Below are 18,749 nucleotides of genomic sequence, written 5' to 3'. Positions count from 1 at the left end.
GTAAACGCTTGCAGAGCGCGCTGGGCCTGGAGTACGGTTTGGGCCGGGCGCACACCTGCGCCCGCACCAAGAGCTCAACGAGGAGTGAAATGAAAGCAGCACGTCTCTCCGTGATCGCCGGTGTGGCCCTGGTGGGTCTGACACTGGCTGGATGCACCGGTGGTGGCGGCTCGGGAAGCGGCGGCGGCGACGCTGGCGCCAATACCGACAGCAAGGGCCCGATCACCTACGTGCAGGGCAAGGACAACTCCAACGTCGTCCGCCCTCTGGTCGACAAGTGGAACAAGGCCCACCCGAACGAGAAGGTCACCTTCAAAGAGCAGACCGACCAGGCCGACCAGCAGCACGACGACCTCGTGCAGCACTTCCAGGCCAAGGACGCCAACTACGACGTGGTCGATGTCGACGTGGTCTGGACAGGTGAGTTCGCGGCCAAGGGATGGCTCCAGCCACTGACCGGTACGTTCAAGATGGACAATTCGTCCCTCCTGGCTCCGACCGTCAAGTCGGGCACCTACAACGGCACGCAGTACGCGGCGCCGCAGACCTCCGACGGCGGCATCCTGTACTACCGCAAGGACCTGGTCCCCACCCCGCCGAAGTCGTGGGATGAGATGCTCAAGGACTGCGACATCGCCAAGGCGAAGGGCATCGGCTGCTATGCCGGTCAGTTCGCGCAGTACGAGGGCCTCACGGTGAACGCCGCAGAGGCGATCAACACCAACGGCGGCACCATCGTCGGCGAGGACGGCAAGAAGGTCACCGTCGACAGCCCCGAGGCCAAGGCGGGCCTGACCCGACTGGTTGACGGCTTCAAGAACGGGCAGATCCCGGCCGAAGCCATCACCTACCAGGAGGAGCAGGGCCGGCAGGCGTTCGAGGCCGGCAAGCTGATGTTCCTGCGCAACTGGCCGTACGTGTACAACCTGGCCAAGACGGACGGCTCCTCGACGGTGAAGGACACCTTCGGGATCGCGCCCCTGCCGGGTGTCTCGGCAGACAAGCCGGGCGTGTCCAGCCTCGGCGGTCACAACGCCGCGATCAGCGTGTACTCGAAGCACAAGGCAACGGCGTTCGAGTTCCTGAAGTTCCTGCAGAGCGAAGAGACGCAGAAGTTCTTCGTGACCCAGGGCTCGCTCGCCCCGGTGGTGGCGTCGCTGTACGACGACGCGGCGCTGAACAGCCAGCTGCCGTACCTATCGACCCTGAAGACGTCGATCGCGAACGCGGTACCGCGTCCGGTGTCACCGTTCTACCCGGCCATCACCAAGGCCGTGCAGGACAACGCCTACGCCGCCCTGAAGGGCGACAAGACGGTCGACCAGGCGCTGAAGGACATGTCCTCCGCCATCCAGACCGCCAGCGCCGGTTGATACCGGGCTGAATCGGTCGCCGGGCGGCGGGAACTCTCCCGCCGCCCGGCTCCACACCCACCCAGACTCCTCCGGAGGCACACATGTCAACGTCGAACGTCGTCGCCCCCTCATCCACCCAGTCCGGCAAGAACCGCGGTCCCTCCGTGCGCGCCGGCGCGAAGCGCGCCCGCAACAAAGAGGGCCGCGCCGCTCTCTACCTCATCGTCCCGACACTGATCCTCCTGGCCATCGTCATCGGCTACCCCGTGGTCAGCGCCATCGTGATGTCCTTCCAGAAGGACGCCGGACTCGACCCCGCCACCGGCCTGTTCGTCCAGGGCGGCTTCGCCGGCTTCCAGAACTACGCCCACTGGCTGTTCCAGCAGTGCGCAGGTCCCAACGGGACCACGATCACCTGCCCGCCCGGCAACCTCGGCTCCACCTTCTGGAGCGCCGTCTTCGTCACCTTCTTCTTCACGGTGACCACGGTCATCCTGGAAACGGTGCTGGGCCTCTGGTTCGCGCTGATCATGAACCGCGCCTTCCGCGGCCGTGGCTTCGTCCGCGCGGCCATCCTGATCCCGTGGGCGATCCCGACCGCCGTCACCGCGAAGCTGTGGTTCTTCATCTTCTCGGTCGCGGGCGTGGCGAACGCCGTGATCGGCGCGCACATCCTGTGGACCAGTGACGAGTGGGCCTCCCGGTTCGCGGTCATCATCGCGGACACCTGGAAGACGACGCCGTTCATGGCGCTGTTGATCCTCGCCGGTCTGCAGATCATCCCCGAGGAGGTCTACGAGGCCGCGAAGGTCGACGGCGCGACGACCTGGCAGCGCTTCTGGCGCGTGACCATGCCGCTGCTGAAGCCGGCACTGATGGTCGCCGTGCTGTTCCGCGTGCTCGACGCACTGCGCATCTACGACCTGCCCCAGATCCTCACCGGAGGCGGTGGTGGAACAGGCCATGCGACGACGACCCTGTCGATCCTGGTCGTCGATCAGATCAGGCAAGGGTTCAACAGCGCTGCCGCACTCTCCACCATCACCTTCATCATCATCTTCCTGGTCGCTTTCATCTTCGTCCGATTGCTCGGCACGAACGTGGTCCGAACGCAGGAGACTCAGCAGAAGGGGGCGAAGTGATGACCGCCGTCGCAGGACAGGCCGCCGCGACCGCCGAGGCGGGCGCACTTCCCCGGACCCAGACCAAGACCCGTACCGGCCGTCGTCGCCGCAACCAGAGCGCCCGCACGGGCATCCAGGCGATCGTGATCACGATCTGGTGCCTGCTGCCGTTCTACTGGATGGTCGTCACGTCGTTCCGCGACGTCGGCTTCACGAACGACAACACACCGTGGATCACGCACTTCACCTGGGACAACTACGTGACGGCGCTCTCGACCAAGCTCGGCAACAATCTGCCGGGTGCGCTGCTGAACTCGTTGTTCATCGGCATCTGCGTCACGCTGATCTCGCTCGTGGTCGGCATCTTCGCCTCGTACGCGCTCGCCCGCCTGGACTTCAAGTTCAAGGGCATCGTGCTCGGTATCATCCTGGCCGCCTCGATGTTCCCGGGCGTCGCGCTCATCACCCCGCTGTTCCAGCTGTTCACGAACATCGGGTGGATGGGCACGTACCAGGCGCTGATCATCCCGGAGATCTCGTTCGCCCTGCCGCTGACGGTCTACACGCTGAACTCGTTCTTCCGCGAAATGCCGTGGGACCTCGAGGAGGCGGCGCGGATCGACGGCTGCACCCAGGCGCAGGCCTTCCGCAAGGTCATCCTGCCGCTGGCGGCACCCGCGGTGTTCACGACCGCGATCCTGGCGTTCATCTCGTCGTGGAACGAGTTCCTGATCTCCAGCCAGCTGTCCAGCGACCGCACGCAGCCGGTCACCGTGGCCATCGCCTCCTTCACCGGCAGCCAGCCGCACCAGGAGCCGTACACGGCGATCATGGCGGCCGGAACCATCGTCACGGTCCCGCTGATCATCCTGGTGCTGATCTTCCAGCGCCGGATCGTCGCCGGCCTGACGGCCGGCGGTGTGAAGGGCTGATCGGATGCGGTTCAGCGACTCCCGCGAGGTCGTCGACGTCGGCCTCGGCTTCGTCGGCTTCTTCGCCGTCGCCTTCTTCGGGATCACCGTCTTCTGCGAGCTGACCGGCGAGCCGGCGCTCGGGTGGGCGCTCACCCTGCTGGTTCTCGTTCTCGCCTTCATCGGCCTCCTGCAGCTGCGCCGTCGCATCATCGCGCGGCGGCAGGAGGCCGAGGAGGCGCGGCTGCGCGAGCACCACGGCTCCTGAGCGGACCAGGCCGATGGCGGGTATCGAGGAGGTCGCGCGTGTGACCGGGGTCTCGACGGCCACGGTCTCGCGAGCCCTGCGTGGTCTGCCGAACGTATCGGACAAGACCCGGGCGGCGGTGCGCAGGGCGGCCGACGAGCTCGGGTACGTCGCGTCGTCGAGCGCGTCGGGCCTGGCCAGCGGGCGCACGCTCGCGATGGGGGTCGTCGTCCCGTCGGTGAGCCGCTGGTTCTACACGCAGGTGCTGGAGGGGGTGGATGCGGAACTGCGGTCGGCGAGCTACGACATGATCCTGTTCAACCTTGGCGGCCACCGCGGCGACCGGGAGCGGGTCTTCCACCGCAGCATCCTGCGCAAGCGGACGGATGCGCTGCTGGCCCTCTGCCTCGACTTCACGACGGAGGAGCGGGAGCAGCTGTCGACACTCGGCCACCCGACGATCGTGGTCGGCGGCCCGGTGAAAGGCCTCCGGAACGTCGGCATCGACGAGCCCTCGACCGCCTACACGGCCACCTCGCACCTCATCGCCCTCGGCCACACCGCCATCGCGCATCTGGGCGGAGAGGACGAGGAGGGGCTGAACAGCCAGGTGCCGATCGGCCGGCTGCAGGGGTTCAAGGATGCGATGCGCGACGCCGGCCTCCCCGTGCGACCGGAGTGGATCATCCCCGGCGGGTTCTCGCTGCCGGAGAGCCGTGCGTCGATGAATCGTCTGCTCGAACGACCGGGCGCTCGGCCGACCGCGGTGTTCGCCGGCTCGGACGAGATGGCGTTCGGCGCGATCCTCGCCGCCGGCGACAAGCGCCTGCGCGTACCCGACGACCTGTCGGTGATCGGCATCGACGACCACGACTACGCCGCGGGCTTCGGACTCACCACCATGGCGCAGGATCCGTTCGACCAGGGTGCTACCGCCGCGCGCATCCTGCTGGACGAGCTGACGGGCGCCGAGCCGCGGACCACCTCGATCCGCTCCCCCGTGAGTCTCGTGGTCCGCTCGTCCACGGCGCCTCCCCGCTGAGGTGCGGAAACGCTCCCAGGGTCTGAGAGAATGGGAGCGCGACCATCCTGCGGAGCGCGCCTTTCGGGTAGGCACGGTCCGCCCATGGGGTCGTCCGTCGGGCTTTCGGGGCCCACATGACGGGAAGAGCCGCCCTGACTAGTGCAGGGCGGCTCTTCGAAAAGGACGGCTTCTGGGATCGTTCCCGGTTCAGTCCGCGTCGGCCAGGGCGAGCACTTCCGCCTCCTGCTGCGCCGTCTCGTGCGGAGCATCCACGCGCTTGAGGTGCTTGTGGCCGATGACGATGAGCGCTGCCGCGATCAGCACCGAGATGCAACCCGCGTAGAACGGCATCGCCGGGCTCACCGTGTCGGCGAGCAGGGTGGCGGCGGGCGGTGCGATGGCACCGCCGAGGAAGCGCACGCCGGAGTAGGCACTCGACGCCACGGAGCGGGGCAGGTCGGTGGCCTCCATCACGCATTCGGTGAGCACCGTGTTCAGGATGCCGAGGAGCAGACCGCCGACGACCACGCAGACGATCAGTGCGACCAGCGAGCTGACGAAAAGGCCGGCGGCCAGCAGGTCGAGCCCGAGCAGCGGCATGACCAGCCACAGCACCCGGGTGCGCGGCAGGCGCGAGGTGAGCAGCGGCGCGACCCACACCGAGGTGATCGCCAGGGCGAGACCCCAGCCGAAGAAGATGAGACCGAGCGAGATCGCGCTGTCGACGCCCAGCGGCACGAGCGCGAAGGGCGTGTAGGCCAGCAGCACGAAGAAGCCGATGTTGTAGAACAGGGCCGCGGCGGCGAGGAAGCCGAGCGCCGGCCGCGCCAGCGCACGGAACGGCGCGGACAACTTCGTCGGGGCCGGCTTCTCGGGGTTCTTCTTCAGCAGTAGGACGATGGCGACGAAGCCGATGGCCATCAGCGTGGCCGTGCCGAAGAACGGGCCGCGCCAGCTCCAGCTGCCCAGAAGGCCGCCGAGCAGCGGGCCGATCGCGATTCCGAGTCCGAGCGCTGCCTCGTAGAGGATGATCGCCGACGAGGTGCCGCCGGACGCCGCCCCGACGATGGTCGCAAGTGCCGTGGAGATGAACAGCGCGTTGCCGAGGCCCCATCCGGCGCGGAAGCCGATGATCGACTCGACGTTCTGCGAGAGCCCGGCCGCGAGGGCGAACACGACGATCAGGGCCAGGCCGATCAGCAGGGTCTTCTTCGCTCCGATGCGGCTGGAGATCCAGCTGCTGAAGAACATGGCGATGCCGGTGATCAGCAGATAGCTGGTGAAGAGCATCTCCGTCTCAGTGGGCGTCGCCTGCAGGCTCTTCGCGATCGCGGGCAGGATCGGGTCGACGAGCCCGATGCCCATGAAGGCGATGACGGAGGCGAAGGCGACGGCCCAGACGGCGGTGGGCTGCTTCAGGATGCTGGTGGGATGGTCATGCGACATGGAGGGGTTGCGGCTCCTTGGACGGTTGTGGAGGGATGATGAAGGGGACGCGGTCAGCGGCGGCCGGCGAGCGCGGCGGATGTCGCGGCGGAGAGGTCGACTCGCGAGCCGATGATCTCGACGGTGGACCGCATCGCGGCCAGCTCGTCGTCGCTGAGGTCGGCGAACATCGGCACGAGAGCGGAGGACAGCTCGTCGCGCCAGGTCTGCAGCGCGTCAGCGCCTTTCGCCGTGATGGCGATCTGCCAGGCGCGCGCGTCGTCGCTATCGGCGATGCGCTTGACCCACTCGGCGTCGACCAGGTTGCGCACGATCTTGGTCATCGTGGGCTGGGACACGCGACTGTGGGTGGCGAGCTCGCCGAGGCGCATCGCCCCGACGGTCTGCAGCACGCTCAGCGTGCGCCAGGTCGCGGGCGACTCCGTGCTGCCGGTCACCCGGGCAGCGAGACGGGTCAGTCGGTGTGCGGCGACCACGAGGTCGCCGAGGATCTGGTGAAGTTCGGGAGTCTCGGGCACCCTTCGATTATATATAGCTCTCCTATATAAATCAATTCACAGGATGGGCCGGGCCGCGTCCGTGCTCAGAAGCCGCTCCAGGCCGTCGAGCAGTTGCTCCCAGCCCGCCTCGAGCCCGGCGACCATCGCGGCCGCCCGATGATCGGCGCCGAATGCCCGGACGGTCAGGTGTACCGCCGTGGCGCCGCCGGAGCGCCCGGTCTCCAGTGCGACCACGTGCACCACCTGGAACAGGGGGCGACCTGCGGCATCGACCGGCGACAGCTCGTAGACGAGCCGTCGGCCCGGGTCGACCTCCCGCATGCGGCCCGCCGAACGATACTCAGCGCCGTCCGGCTCGCGGAGAGTCAGCGACACCTGCCCGCCGGGTACCAGATCGATCGAGCACTCTGCGACCTCGAAGTGCGCAGGACTCCACCACCGGGCCGCAACGGTCGGGTCGGTCCACGCCCGCCAGATCGCGGGAGCAGAAGCCCCGAACTCGCGGCGGAGTTCGAGACTCGTCGCCAGCCTCTCCCCCAGAGCCGTGCGGGCTTCCGCGCGCGCCACCGCCCCCTCGTAACGCTCGAGCACCGCATCGTCTGCCGTACTCTCTGCCAACTCCGCGAACCACGTGCCAAGTGTGCGCAGCGCCTCGCGGTCGAGGCTCGCCACCCGGCGCCGTCCGAGGCGATGGACGCGGACGACACCGGCCGCTTCGAGTGCCTGCAGGTGTTTCGTCGTTTGCGGCTGAAGCGCCCCCAGCGCCAGCGTCACCTCCCCCACCGTCCGCGGCGCCTCAGCGAGCAGGCGCACGATACGGAAGCGCGTGGGCTCCGCGATCACCGCAAGCGCCTGCTGGATATCGACCGTCACTCTCTCAGGATAATGCTTGACACATTCGTTACGACGAATATATTGTGCAACCAACCGAAGGAGACTCCATGGACATCATCGAACGAACCGTCGCCGGCTCACCCGAACGTATCTGGCAGCTGTGGACAACACCCGCCGGCATCGGCGCATGGTGGGCACCGGACGGGTTCCGCACCGACGTGGACAAACTCGACCTGACGGTAGGAGGCGAACTGGTGTACACGATGACGGCGACCGCTCCGGAGCAGGTCGCGTTCCTCCAGCAGAACGGCATCCCGCTCAGCACACGATCACGGAAGGTCTTCACCGAAGTCGACCGCCCTCGTCGGCTGGCCTACCGCTCGGTCGTCGACTTCGTGCCCGATCACGAGCCCTACGACCAACTCACCGTGGTCGACCTCGAACCGGAGGGCACCGGCACGCGCGTCGTGATGCACGTCGAGCCGATGCACGACGCTGTGTGGACCGAGCGCCTGCTCGCCGGCCGGGCGAACGAACTCGAGAACCTCGCCCACCTCGTCGACTGACGATCTTCAGTTCGCGCGCCGGGCCATCACGTACGCCTGCGGCACCTTCTCCGGTGCCACGGGGGCGCGCACCAGTTCCGATGTGAAGACGAAACCCGCCTCCGCCAGCCGCGCGCGCACCCGGCCCGGTTCCTGCCTTCTGGTGCGGAGGTCCAGATCGTGCCCGTACGCGTGCGTCAGGTGCACGACGTCGCTACCCACCTGAAAAGCGAGCAGCACGACCCCTCCCGGCCGCACCACGCGGGCGAACTCGGCGAACAGCTCGCCCTGACGGTCGTCGGGCGTGTGGATGATCGAATACCAGGCGAGCGCCCCGGCCAGCTCCGCATCCCCCAACGGGAGGGCCGCCATCGAGCCGACCTCGAAACGGGCGCCTGGATGTTCGCGCCGGGCGACCTCCACCATCCGCGGCGACAGGTCGATGCCGGCCACGTCCATCCCGAGCCCGGCCAGGTACCCGGCGATGCGGCCCGGCCCGCAGCCCAGATCGCCGACGAGACCTCCCCCTGCCCGCGCGATCTGCTCGGCGAACACGCCCAGCATGGCCCGGTCGTACTCGCTTCCGGCGAGATCGCCGCGGAGAAGTTCCGCATAGTCCTCGGCCACAAGGTCGTAGGCGGCGCGGGTCTCGGTCACATCGGCGGGTTCGGTCACGCGGCTCATCGTAGGGGCGAGCGATGCCGGCCGACCAGAAGCGACCGGCGGCTATCGGTGGTCGCACAGCCGGTCGACGACGCCCGCCCAATCGGAGCACCGAGGAAAGGGAGGAAACACGGTTGGACACACCGGAGGAGTACGGGAAACGGAGGACGCGCGCGCCAGGCCAGCCGCATACTCCTCCGTCAGCGGCTCGATGCGGGGGCGGGCGGGACGGCACGGAGAAGCGCCCCCGGCCGGGTGGCCGAGGGCGCTTCGAGGGGTGTTACCGCAGGTACCTGTCATAGAGGAGGGTCCTGCGGCACAGATCCGGCGGGTGACAGCCGCTGTCGCGGTCCTCCCCGTGGAGCATTGCGTGGGCGAAGCCGCGCAGTGCTGAGGCGTATGCACGCCACGTGCTGGTACTCATCGTGGTTCTTCTTCCGGTTGTGCGTCCTTGCACACCGCTGCTCGCTGGCAGGCGAGATCGGACGCGGTGGATGGGTGAGCATCCGCGCCCGTACGTCGTTAAACGCACGGAGGGCGTCGCCCCGTTGCCGGGGGCGACGCCCTCCACAACGCGGACACTCTCTATAAGAAGGAGTCCGCGTCGCGACCGCGCCTTTAACAGCGCGAGACTTGTCAGCCAGTCAGTAAGAAGAGCCCCGAAGGGCGCGAATTACTTGAGGGTGACGGTGGCGCCAGCCTCTTCGAGCTGAGCCTTCGCCTTCTCGGCGGTCTCCTTGTTGGCGCCCTCGAGGACGGTGCTGGGAGCACCGTCGACAACGGCCTTGGCCTCGCCGAGGCCGAGGCTGGTGAGAGCGCGGACCTCCTTGATGACCTGGATCTTCTTGTCACCGGCGGCCTCGAGGACGACGTCGAAGGAATCCTTCTCCTCGACCTCTTCGGCAGCGGCGCCCGCACCACCGGCGGCCGGGGCGGCCACGGCGACGGGGGCGGCGGCGGTGACCTCGAAGGTCTCCTCGAACTTCTTCACGAACTCGCTCAGTTCGATGAGCGTGAGCTCCTTGAACGCGTCGAGCAGCTCGTCAGTCGACAGCTTTGCCATGATTCTCTCCTTAGTGTGTGTGGTTACTCACCGCTGGCGTGGCCCTTGCGGACCTGTTCCCGAAGGAACTACGCAGCGGACTCCTGCTTCTCACGCAGCGCGTCGACCGTGCGAACGGCCTGCGACAGCGGTGCGTTGAACAGATATGCGGCTCCGAACAGCGAGGCCTTGAAGGCGCCGGCCAGCTTGGCCAGCAGTACCTCACGGGACTCGAGGTCGGCGAGCTTGCCTACCTCTTCTGCGGTCAGCGGGTTACCGTCGAAGTAACCGCCCTTGACCACCAGCAGAGGGTTTGCCTTGGCGAAGTCACGCAGCGACTTCGCGACGGCGACAGGGTCACCGTGCACGAAGGCGATCGCGGACGGACCGGCGAGCTCGTCGTCGAACGACGAAATGCCTGCCTTGTTGGCCGCGATCTTGGTCAGCGTGTTCTTCACCACGGCGTAGGTCGCGTGCTCACTGATGGACTTGCGCAGCGTCTTGAGCTGAGCAACAGTGAGACCGCGGTACTCGGTCAGCAGAACGGCGGACGAGCTCTCGAAAAGTCCTTCGAGCTCGGCAACCGCGGCTTCCTTGTTCGCCATGGCCTACTCCTCAATAATCTTCGTCGCACACCGCGGGAGCGATGTGCCGCCAGAGCCCGCCGGGCAAAGAAAAAAGCCCCGGCCCAGAGGGACGGAGCACAGGGCACGGAGCCGAAACGCAGAGAACTGCGGAACTTGCTTCACACACCTGCGCGGGCCCCACCTGAGTGGATCTTCGGTCATGCAAGCACGACAACCAGCGGTCTTTGGCTCCGTACAGGCTACGGGATGGACGCCACCGAAGGCAAATCGGCAGGGACCAGCGGAAGGGTCACCGTGAACACGGTCCTTCCGGGCTCGCTCGCCACCGTCACCTCTCCCCCGTGGGCCACCACGACCGCGTGCACGATCGCCAGTCCCAGCCCGGTCGAGCCGGTCGCCCGATTGCGCGAGGTGTCTCCACGGGCGAAGCGCTCGAAAAGCGTGGACCGCAGGTCCTCCGGGATGCCGGGCCCGTCGTCCGCGACGGTGATCACCGCTCGGCCGGTCTCGGCATCGGCCCGCAGTCCCGCCGTCACCTTCGTGCCCTCGGGCGTGTGGACCCGCGCGTTCGCGAGCAGATTGACCAGCACCTGGTGCAGCCGGGGCGCGTCGCCGATCACCTCGACGGGCTCCTCAGGCAGGTCGAGCGTCCACTCGTGGTCGGGACCGGCCGCGTGCGCGTCGCTGAGGGCGTCGACGAGCAGGTGGGTGACATCCACCGGGTCGCGGTCGAGCTCGCGGCCCTCGTCGAGCCGGGCGAGCAGGAGGAGGTCTTCGACGAGGGAGGTCATGCGCGTCGCCTCCGACTCGATGCGCCCCAGCGACCGGGTGACGTCCGGCGGCAACTCGTGCGGCGCGCGGCGGGTCAGCTCGGCGTACCCGCGGATGGAGGCGAGCGGTGTCCGCAGCTCGTGGCTGGCATCCGCCACGAACTGGCGGACCTTCTGCTCGCTCGCCTGTCGCGCTGTCAGGGCCGACGCGACATGCCCGAGCATCCGGTTCAGCGCCGAGCCGACCTTTCCGACCTCGGTGTGCGGGTCGGTGTCCCCCTCCGGAACGCGGACCGACAGCGCGACATCTCCGCGGTCGAGCGGCAGCAGGGACACCTGCTCCGCCGTGCTGGCGACCCGTTCCAGCGGGCGCATGGCGAGCCGGACCACGACATTCGCCAGCAGGAAGGCGAAGACCAGGCCGGCCAGGGTCACCAGCCCGATCACGAGCGCGAGTCGAGCGACCGTCGCGTTCACGTCGCTCAGCGGCAGGCCGATGATGACACTGTCGCCGTTGGTGAGCGGCACCGCTGCGACGCGGTAGCTGCCCAGAGACGCACCGAGATCGATCGTGCGGGGGTGGCCGTCCGCCGGCAGCGTCACGAGTGCGGTGGTCGCGATCGGAACGCGCTGCGGCGCGACCGGCTGGTCACCGGAGGCGTTCTGCGGCCGGTCGGACAGGATCACCGGGTAGAGCAGCATGTCACCGCTGCGGATCACGCCGAACGTCCCGGTCTGCTGCCCGGGCGTCTGGACGATACCGATCACATCGGGTCCGGTCGGCTGGTCGCCGTAGATCCGGTCCGCCGCGTGCTGCCCCCGCGCGAGCGCCGAGGTGAGTTGCCCATCCAATCGCTGCATGAGGTAGTTCTGCAGCGCGAACACACTGACCGTCCCGATCACGGCGCCCAGCACCGCGAGCATCGCCACCACCACGAGCACCACCCGGCTGCGGAGCGTCCAGGAGCGGAACGGACGGATGCGCGGCGAGCGGCCGCTCGCGCGACCGGAGGGGTGATCGGTTCCGGGGGCGCCCGCGAGGCGGGCTGACGTCATTGTGCGGCCTTCACCATGTAGCCGGCGCCGCGGACCGTGTGGATCATGGGCGTGCGACCGGCGTCGATCTTCTTGCGGAGGTACGAGATGTACAGCTCGACGACGCTCGAGGAGCCGCCGAAGTCGTAGCTCCACACCCTGTCGAGGATCTGCGCCTTGCTGAGCACGCGGCGCGGGTTGCGCATGAGGAAGCGGAGCAATTCGAACTCGGTGGCGGTCAGCTGGATGGGCTCACCGTCGCGGTGCACCTCGTAGCTGTCCTCGTCGAGGACGAGGTCGCCGACGATCAGCACCGGATCCTCGTGGTCGGCGATGGCGGTGCGCGAGCGGCGGAGCAGTCCGCGGAGGCGCGCGACGAGCTCCTCGAGGCTGAACGGCTTGGTGACGTAGTCGTCGCCGCCGGCGGTCAGGCCGGCGATGCGGTCGTCGAGCGAGTCCTTCGCCGTGAGGAACAGTACGGGCGCCTCGTTGCCGTCGGCCCGCATCCGCGACAGCACCTGCAGCCCGTCGATGTCGGGAAGCATGATGTCGAGGACCACGACGTCCGGCTTGAACTCGCGCGAGAGCTGGAGCGCCTGCTGCCCGTTCGAGGCCGTCTTGACCTCCCAGTCTTCGTAGTGCAGTGCCATCGCGAGCAGGTCGGTCAGGGTGGCCTCGTCGTCCACGACGAGCACCCGGATGGAGCTGCCGTCCGCGCGGCGCAGCAGAGAACGGGGCTGGCTGGAGGAGCCGGTGGCGGCGCGCGCGTTGATGGTCACCTTTCCCATTATGAGGAGCCGAATGGATGCTGTCTTTGCGCAACCTATGAACTCTCTGAGCGCATCGGATCAGCGGCGGTTACCGCAGCGAGAGCGTCGTCTCCTCGGTGAGCCGGGTCAGTTTCTGCGGGTTCCGCACGAAGTAGAGGCCGGTGATGCGCCCGTCCCGGACGCGCGCCGCGAGTACACCGTCCAACTCGCCGCCGACGCTGAGCGCGAGCGCCGGTGAGCCGTTCACGACCGTCGCCTCCGCTGTGACGATTGCGCCCGACTTCTGAATGCCGCCCAGGATGAACCGCGCCACCTTGTCCGCCCCCCGGATCGGCCGCAGGGCCGCCTGCTTCACACCGCCGCCGTCACTGACCAGCACCACATCGGGGGCGAGGACCCGGAGGATGGCCTGCGGGTCGCCGGTCTCGACGGCGATCCGGAAACCCTCGAGGGCTGCCCGCGCCTCGACCGCGGAGACGGCGACACGCGGTCGCCGCGCCTCCACATGCTCTCGCGCCCGGTGCGCGATCTGTCGCACCGCCGCCGGTGTCTTCTCCAGCGTCGTCGCGATCTCGTCGAATCCGAAACCGAAGATCTCGCGCAGCACGAAGACCGCACGCTCCGTCGGACCGAGCGTCTCGAGCACCACCATCAGCGCCATGGACACGCTCTCGGCGAGCTCCGCATCCTCGGCGACGTCGGGCGAGGTCAGCAGCGGCTCGGGAAGCCACGGTCCGACATACGCCTCGCGACGATGCTGGGCGCTGCGGAGGCGATTGAGCGCGAGGCGGGTCGTGATCCGCACGAGATAGGCGCGTGGCTCGCGCACCTCTTTCAGGTCGACCTTCACCCAGCGCAGCCAGGTCTCCTGGAGGATGTCCTCCGCATCCGCGGCCGAACCAAGCATCTCGTACGCAACCGTGAAGAGCAGGTTGCGGTGGGCGATGAAGGTATCGGTCGCCGCATCCGGTCGATGTGCACTCATGCCCGCCCCGCTCCCCCGTGTGTCCCGGGCGTCCTCAGGCCTCCTGCGACCGCCCTGTCAGCGGCTGCAGCCCCGCTCGTTGCGAGCATACGGCGGCGACCGCGATCCCCGAACACCGCGGGAAGCCGCGTCGCGCCCGGGTGCCGAGCCTCCAGGACGAGCGACTCGACAGTTCCCCAGCACACGACCGCCTTGACGAGCGCACCCGCCCGCCCGCCGATGTGCACCCGGGTGGCGCTGTCGTCCGCGTGCTCGAACTGGAAGATGCCGCGCTGCCGGCCCAGGCTGAGGCACAGGCCGACGAATCCCATGACGAACGGAGCGGGCTCTCGCCCATCCACCCGGCGCAGGACCGTGTCGGCCGCGTGACCGCCGAGGGGGCCGGCCGCCTGGCAGCTCATCCGGAGCGGGACTCCGGACGGCGCGGCCGAGTCGCCCGCGGCGACGATGCGGTCGTCGTCGATGCTGGTGAGCGTTTCGTCCGTGAGGAGGCGGCCGAGAGCGTCGGTGCTCAGACCGCTGGCGCGGGCGAGGTCGGGGACGCCGAAGCCGGTGGCCCAGACGGTGATGGCGCTCGGGAGGGTGCGGCCGTCTGCAAGGTCGACCTCGCGCCGGCGGACGGCGGTCACTCGTGAACCGGGGGCGTCCTCCACGGTCACGCCGAGTGCCCTCAGCCGACGGGCGACGGAACGGCGCGCACGGGGGTGCAGCGATGGCCCCAGCCGCCCGGCGCAGACGAGGGTGACTGCGCAGCCCTGCTCGGCGAGCTCCGCCGCCACTTCGATGCCGGCGGGTCCCCCTCCCACCACGGTGACGGGGGCCGTCGGTCCCGTCTCGGCGAGCGCCGTGCGCAACCTCTCGGCCTGTTGCAGATCCGCGATCGGGTACGCGTGTGCGCCCGCGCCGGGCACATCGGCGATGCCCCGCCCGCTCCCGACGGCGTACACCAGCCGGTCGTAGACGAGCGTTTCGCCCGAGGCCAGTAGCAGTCGCCGCCCGGGGGCATCGATGCGCTCGACGGCGTCGACCAGCAGCCGCACCGACGGCGCCAGCACCCGCGAGAACTCGACTACGGCGTCGTCGGAACCGGCCACCAGCTGGTGGAGCCGGATGCGCTCGACGAATACCGCGCGCGGATTGACGATAGTCACCTCCACGTCCGGGTGGCCCGTGAGGCGGTTGGCCGCGGTGACGCCGGAATACCCTCCGCCGACCACGACGACCTGGACCGGGTGCTGCATGGGAGTCTCCTTCGCTCGAGATGCTGTCGAACACGAGACACCGCAGCAAGCCCGAGTGTGACATCCGTTGGAGGAGGCGCACACGGCAGATGCATAGCCTCGCCACAGCGACCCGAAAACGGTGGTCCTTAACCTCCGGCAAGAAGCCCATCTCTCAGCACAGTTTGGAAGCCAATGTTCGGGACCTATCTGCGGCGCGAATTGCTCAACCGCCGCAAGCAGACGATCATCATCGCGATCGGAATGGCGCTCGCGATCGCGCTCGTCATCATCGTCGACGCCGTCTCCGGCGGCGTCCGCCAAGCGCAGCAGAGCGTCCTGCAGTCGGTATACGGGGTGGGGACCGACATCACGGTCAGCCAGCCGGCCACCGCGCAGGGCGCCACGACCCAGCAGGGAGCGGGCGGTGGGCCGCGGTTCGACTTCGGCGCGGGAGCCGGAACGGACACCGGCACCGGCCGCCAGGTGAACACCTCCCGGCTCGAGCCCACGCGCGGCGCGACGGTAATGGATGCGGCCACCCTCACCACGGTGAAGAAGGTGGACAACGTGGCCTCCGCCGCCGCGGTGCTCTCGCTCACCAACACCAGCTTCAGCGGCACGCTGCCCAACTTCCAGCAGCTGCGCCAGCAGCGCGAGAGCGGTCAGGCGGCCGCGCCGACCGCACCGCCAACGGGTGGCTCCGACGGCGCGGGCGGCAGCTCGTTCACTGTCGACTCGTTCTCCGTGCTGGGCCTCGACCCGGCCGGCAAATCGGTCGGACCTCTCGCCTCTGTGACACTCACCGGCGGGCGCAGCTTCTCAGCGGCCGACGCGGGCAAGGACGTCGTCGTGCTGGATGCGAGCTACGCCAAGACGGCCAGCAAGGCCGTCGGCGACACGGTGACCATCGGCGGCACCGAGTTCAGCGTGGTCGGGATGGTCGCAGCCACCGGCTCCGACGCGACCACCGCGGCGAACGCGTACATCCCTCTCGACGTCGCCCAGACGCTGTCCGGCCAGACCGGGAAGATCTCGTCCGTGTACGTGAAGGCCGCCTCCTCGGGCGACATCGACCAGATCAAGACCGACCTCACCAAAGCGGTCTCCGGCGCAACCGTCAGCACGCAGGCCGACCTCGCCTCGACCGTCTCCGGCTCCCTCGGCAGCGCCGGCGAACTCATCGCCAACCTCGGCACCTGGCTCTCGGTCATCGTGCTCGCGGCGGCGTTCCTGATCGCCATCCTCTTCACCATCTCCGGCGTCACCCGGCGCACCCGCGAGTTCGGCACCCTGAAGGCGATCGGCTGGTCCAACCGCCGCGTCGTCGGCCAGGTCGCCGGCGAGTCGGTGGTGCAGGGTGCCATCGGCGGCGTAATCGGCGTCGCGGTGGGCCTCCTCGGAGTGCTCGTCGTCAATCTGATCTCGCCCACCCTGACCGGCAGCATCAGCCGTGGCTTCAGCAATGCTGCCCGTGGAGGTGCCGGTGCGGCCGGTGCGGCCGGCACCACGGCGACGAACGCCCCGGGCGCAGGCGGCGGCTTCGCCGGCGGCGGGGCGTTCGGAGCCGCCCGCGAAGCGGCCACGTCCTCGGCCACCATCGCTCTGCACGCACCGGTCACGCCGTGGATCATCGTCGGCGCCGTCGCGCTCGCGGTGCTCGGCGGACTGCTCGCCGGCGTCTTCGGCGGGTGGCGCGCCTCCCGTCTGCGCCCGGCGGACGCCCTGCGCTCCGTCGCCTGAACCCGACCCTCGACCCTAAGGAGTCACGATGTACACCCTCACCGACGTCACCAAGAAGTACACCCAGTCCAAGCGCCAGGTCGTCGCCCTCAACGACGTCACCCTGGAGATCCCGGACGGACAGCTCGTCGCAATCCAGGGTCCGACCGGGGGCGGCAAATCCACGCTTCTGCAGATGCTCGGCGCGCTCGACCGGCCGACCTCCGGCTCGGTCGAGCTCGGAACGGTCAGCCTGTCGCAGCCGCGTGATGCCAAGCTCGCCAAGATCCGTGCCACGGAGGTCGGCTTCGTCTTCCAGGGCTTCAACCTCATCCCGACCCTCACCGCTCAGGAGAACGTGGAGACGGCGTTGGCGCCGCTCGGGGTCAGCGGCGCCGAGCGCAAGCGGCGCGCGGCGCAAGCGCTGGCGTCTGTCGGACTCGCCGACCGCGGCAACCACCTGCCGTCCGAGCTGTCCGGCGGTCAGCAGCAACGCGTCGCCATCGCCCGCGCGCTGGTCAAGGATCCGGAGGTCCTCCTGGCGGACGAGCCGACCGGCAACCTCGACGAGGAGACCCGTGACGAGATCATGGACCTGCTGGAGGGACTCTGGCGCGACCGCGGACTCACGGTCGTCATCGTCACGCACGACACCGCGGTCGCCAAGCGCGCCCAGCGCCGGCTGCACATCAAGCACGGCCAAGTGAACGAGGTGGCCTAGCGGTCACGCGGAGGGGACGACGACCATCCCGAGCGCCTCGACGAGCACGACCGCCTGGCGATCGTCGATGACGGTCCCGCGCAGGACCACATCGGTGGGGTCGATGCCGGTCAGGTCGCTTCCCGCGATGGTCGCGGCGGTCAGGTCGGCGCCCGACAGCATCGCGGCGCTGAGGTCGCATCCCGCGAAGGTGGCCTCCTGGCAACGCGCTTGCGTCAGGTCGGCCTCGCGCAGCCGAACGCCCTCGAAGGTCGCGCCACGCAGCTCGGCACGCAGCAGATTCGTGAACGACCAGTTGCCGCCCTCCACCTTCAGCAGCGCGAACTCGCAGCCGGAGAACGTACTCCCCGTCAGCTTGCACCGGCGGAAGGTCGCGTCGAAGAAGTTGCAGAACTCGAACCGGCAGTTCACGAAGGCGGAGTCGCTGTGCTCGCTGACGTTGAACCTCACCTTGCGGAACACGCAGTCGGTGAACGTCGCGCCGGAGCTCCGCAGCTCCGTCATGTCGACGTCGTCGAAGACGACCCCGGCGTACTCGACCCCCTCCAGGTCGCGTCCGTACCAGTCCTCGCCCTTGATGGCGTCCGGGATGCTCGTCACACGGCGAGCCTAGTCGCGCGCAGCGGACCGGCCGCGGAGTAGCATCCCGTCGCAAAGGGGGAATCATGACCACTCTCGATGGGCGACCCGGGAGCGCGCTGCTGGTGATCGACGTTCAGAACGACGTGATCGGCGGCGCGCATCGCCGGGATGAGGTCGTCCTCGCCATCCGCGGCCTCGTCGACCGGGCGCGTGACGAGCGGGTCCCGGTGGTGTGGATCCAGCACTCGGACGAGCACCTGCCATTCGGCAGCGACGGCTGGCAGTTCGTGCCCGAGCTGGTGCGCGACCAGGCCGAGGCGCTCGTGCCGAAGGAGTACGCCGACGCGTTCGAGGACTCGGAACTGGAGGCGGTCCTGGCGGACGCGCAGGTCGGACGGATCGTCGTCACCGGTTCACAGACCGACGAGTGCATCCGGGCCACGATCCACGGCGGTCTCGTCCGCGGCTACGACGTGACGCTGGTCGGGGATGCGCACACCACCGAGGACCTGTCCGAGTGGGGCGCGCCGACGCCCGACCTGGTGATCGCGCACACGAACCTGTACTGGTCGAATCACCGCGCCCCTGGCCGCACAGCGGAGGTCGTCGACGCGGCGGCCGTCGACTTCCGGTGACGACGGATCAACAGCTGTCTTTCGATCCGGC

General features: G+C 68.7%; 20 protein-coding genes. 9 read left to right on the top strand and 11 right to left on the bottom strand.

Features of this window, described 5'->3' with window-relative positions:
* The first annotated feature begins 89 nt into the window (after nucleotides 1-89).
* From AB4Y74_RS02370 to AB4Y74_RS02350, 5 genes are all read left to right on the top strand, one after another.
* The gene (locus tag AB4Y74_RS02370) at nucleotides 90-1,373 is read left to right on the top strand and encodes an ABC transporter substrate-binding protein (RefSeq protein ID WP_441797516.1); all 1,284 of its coding nucleotides are present in this window, start codon (nucleotides 90-92) and stop codon (nucleotides 1,371-1,373) included.
* 83 nt (nucleotides 1,374-1,456) lie between these two features.
* Nucleotides 1,457-2,497 carry a carbohydrate ABC transporter permease gene (locus tag AB4Y74_RS02365; protein ID WP_441797515.1) on the top strand — a complete coding sequence of 347 codons (1,041 nt, stop codon included), beginning with the start codon at nucleotides 1,457-1,459 and terminating at the stop codon, nucleotides 2,495-2,497.
* A complete protein-coding gene (locus AB4Y74_RS02360; protein WP_441797514.1) occupies nucleotides 2,497-3,411 on the top strand; it encodes a carbohydrate ABC transporter permease in 915 nt (304 codons plus the stop codon). Before AB4Y74_RS02365 ends, AB4Y74_RS02360 begins: the two co-directional genes overlap by 1 nt.
* Nucleotides 3,412-3,415: 4 nt before the next feature.
* Nucleotides 3,416-3,658, top strand: coding sequence for a hypothetical protein (locus AB4Y74_RS02355; RefSeq protein ID WP_441797513.1), 243 nt, complete (start codon nucleotides 3,416-3,418; stop codon nucleotides 3,656-3,658).
* A 13-nt stretch (nucleotides 3,659-3,671) separates the two neighbouring features.
* On the top strand, nucleotides 3,672-4,679 hold the full coding sequence (locus AB4Y74_RS02350; RefSeq protein ID WP_441797512.1) for a LacI family DNA-binding transcriptional regulator: 1,008 nt from the start codon (nucleotides 3,672-3,674) through the stop codon (nucleotides 4,677-4,679).
* 189 nt (nucleotides 4,680-4,868) lie between these two features.
* On the opposite strand, the gene AB4Y74_RS02345 is transcribed toward AB4Y74_RS02350, so the two are convergent.
* Genes AB4Y74_RS02345 through AB4Y74_RS02335 form a run of 3 tightly spaced genes read right to left on the bottom strand, consistent with a single transcriptional unit; the run spans nucleotide 4,869 to nucleotide 7,480 of the window.
* Entirely contained in the window at nucleotides 4,869-6,107 is a 1,239-nt protein-coding gene (locus AB4Y74_RS02345; protein ID WP_441797511.1) for an MFS transporter, read from the bottom strand.
* Nucleotides 6,108-6,160: 53 nt separating this feature from the next.
* Nucleotides 6,161-6,625: a MarR family winged helix-turn-helix transcriptional regulator gene (locus AB4Y74_RS02340; protein WP_441797510.1), complete on the bottom strand. Its 465-nt coding sequence runs from the start codon at nucleotides 6,623-6,625 to the stop codon at nucleotides 6,161-6,163.
* A 36-nt stretch (nucleotides 6,626-6,661) separates the two neighbouring features.
* A complete protein-coding gene (locus AB4Y74_RS02335; RefSeq protein ID WP_441797509.1) occupies nucleotides 6,662-7,480 on the bottom strand; it encodes a metalloregulator ArsR/SmtB family transcription factor in 819 nt (272 codons plus the stop codon).
* Between the two features lie 68 nt (nucleotides 7,481-7,548).
* Here AB4Y74_RS02335 and AB4Y74_RS02330 point away from each other — a divergent pair, with 68 nt between their 5' ends.
* Entirely contained in the window at nucleotides 7,549-8,007 is a 459-nt protein-coding gene (locus tag AB4Y74_RS02330; protein ID WP_441797508.1) for an SRPBCC family protein, read from the top strand.
* Nucleotides 8,008-8,013: 6 nt separating this feature from the next.
* On the opposite strand, the gene AB4Y74_RS02325 is transcribed toward AB4Y74_RS02330, so the two are convergent.
* The 7 genes from AB4Y74_RS02325 to AB4Y74_RS02295 form a co-directional block, all read right to left on the bottom strand.
* A complete protein-coding gene (locus tag AB4Y74_RS02325) occupies nucleotides 8,014-8,670 on the bottom strand; it encodes a class I SAM-dependent DNA methyltransferase (RefSeq protein WP_441797507.1) in 657 nt (218 codons plus the stop codon).
* Nucleotides 8,671-9,322: 652 nt separating this feature from the next.
* Nucleotides 9,323-9,712, bottom strand: a complete 390-nt coding sequence (gene rplL / locus AB4Y74_RS02320; protein ID WP_374008024.1) for a 50S ribosomal protein L7/L12 — start codon at nucleotides 9,710-9,712, stop codon at nucleotides 9,323-9,325.
* Nucleotides 9,713-9,780: 68 nt separating this feature from the next.
* Nucleotides 9,781-10,296 (bottom strand): 50S ribosomal protein L10, encoded by a 516-nt coding sequence (rplJ, locus tag AB4Y74_RS02315; protein ID WP_374008026.1) that lies wholly within the window; start codon nucleotides 10,294-10,296, stop codon nucleotides 9,781-9,783.
* 221 nt (nucleotides 10,297-10,517) lie between these two features.
* Nucleotides 10,518-12,104 carry a sensor histidine kinase gene (locus tag AB4Y74_RS02310; RefSeq protein ID WP_441797506.1) on the bottom strand — a complete coding sequence of 529 codons (1,587 nt, stop codon included), beginning with the start codon at nucleotides 12,102-12,104 and terminating at the stop codon, nucleotides 10,518-10,520.
* Nucleotides 12,101-12,871, bottom strand: a complete 771-nt coding sequence (locus tag AB4Y74_RS02305) for a response regulator transcription factor (protein ID WP_441797505.1) — start codon at nucleotides 12,869-12,871, stop codon at nucleotides 12,101-12,103. Before AB4Y74_RS02305 ends, AB4Y74_RS02310 begins: the two co-directional genes overlap by 4 nt.
* A 70-nt stretch (nucleotides 12,872-12,941) precedes the next feature.
* Nucleotides 12,942-13,838: an RNA polymerase sigma-70 factor gene (locus AB4Y74_RS02300; RefSeq protein WP_441797504.1), complete on the bottom strand. Its 897-nt coding sequence runs from the start codon at nucleotides 13,836-13,838 to the stop codon at nucleotides 12,942-12,944.
* Nucleotides 13,835-15,079 (bottom strand): NAD(P)/FAD-dependent oxidoreductase, encoded by a 1,245-nt coding sequence (locus AB4Y74_RS02295; RefSeq protein WP_441797503.1) that lies wholly within the window; start codon nucleotides 15,077-15,079, stop codon nucleotides 13,835-13,837. The genes AB4Y74_RS02300 and AB4Y74_RS02295 overlap by 4 nt, the downstream gene beginning before the upstream one ends.
* Before the next feature lie 174 nt (nucleotides 15,080-15,253).
* Between AB4Y74_RS02295 and AB4Y74_RS02290 the strand changes: the two genes are divergently transcribed.
* Both AB4Y74_RS02290 and AB4Y74_RS02285 read left to right on the top strand, forming a co-directional pair.
* Nucleotides 15,254-16,801 (top strand): ABC transporter permease, encoded by a 1,548-nt coding sequence (locus AB4Y74_RS02290; RefSeq protein WP_441797502.1) that lies wholly within the window; start codon nucleotides 15,254-15,256, stop codon nucleotides 16,799-16,801.
* A gap of 28 nt (nucleotides 16,802-16,829) precedes the next feature.
* Complete coding sequence (locus AB4Y74_RS02285) at nucleotides 16,830-17,501, top strand: ABC transporter ATP-binding protein (protein ID WP_441797501.1); 672 nt, start codon at nucleotides 16,830-16,832, stop codon at nucleotides 17,499-17,501.
* A 3-nt stretch (nucleotides 17,502-17,504) separates the two neighbouring features.
* On the opposite strand, the gene AB4Y74_RS02280 is transcribed toward AB4Y74_RS02285, so the two are convergent.
* Complete coding sequence (locus AB4Y74_RS02280) at nucleotides 17,505-18,101, bottom strand: pentapeptide repeat-containing protein (protein WP_441797500.1); 597 nt, start codon at nucleotides 18,099-18,101, stop codon at nucleotides 17,505-17,507.
* 65 nt (nucleotides 18,102-18,166) lie between these two features.
* On the opposite strand from AB4Y74_RS02280, the gene AB4Y74_RS02275 reads away from it, so the two are divergent.
* Nucleotides 18,167-18,718: an isochorismatase family protein gene (locus tag AB4Y74_RS02275; RefSeq protein WP_441797499.1), complete on the top strand. Its 552-nt coding sequence runs from the start codon at nucleotides 18,167-18,169 to the stop codon at nucleotides 18,716-18,718.
* Nucleotides 18,719-18,749 lie beyond the last annotated feature (31 nt).

It is taken from the genome of Leifsonia sp. RAF41, assembly GCF_052114085.1.
Lineage (GTDB): Bacteria > Actinomycetota > Actinomycetes > Actinomycetales > Microbacteriaceae > Leifsonia.
Note: the sequence above shows the minus strand (reverse complement) of the source record. Positions and strands in the feature narration are given on the sequence as shown.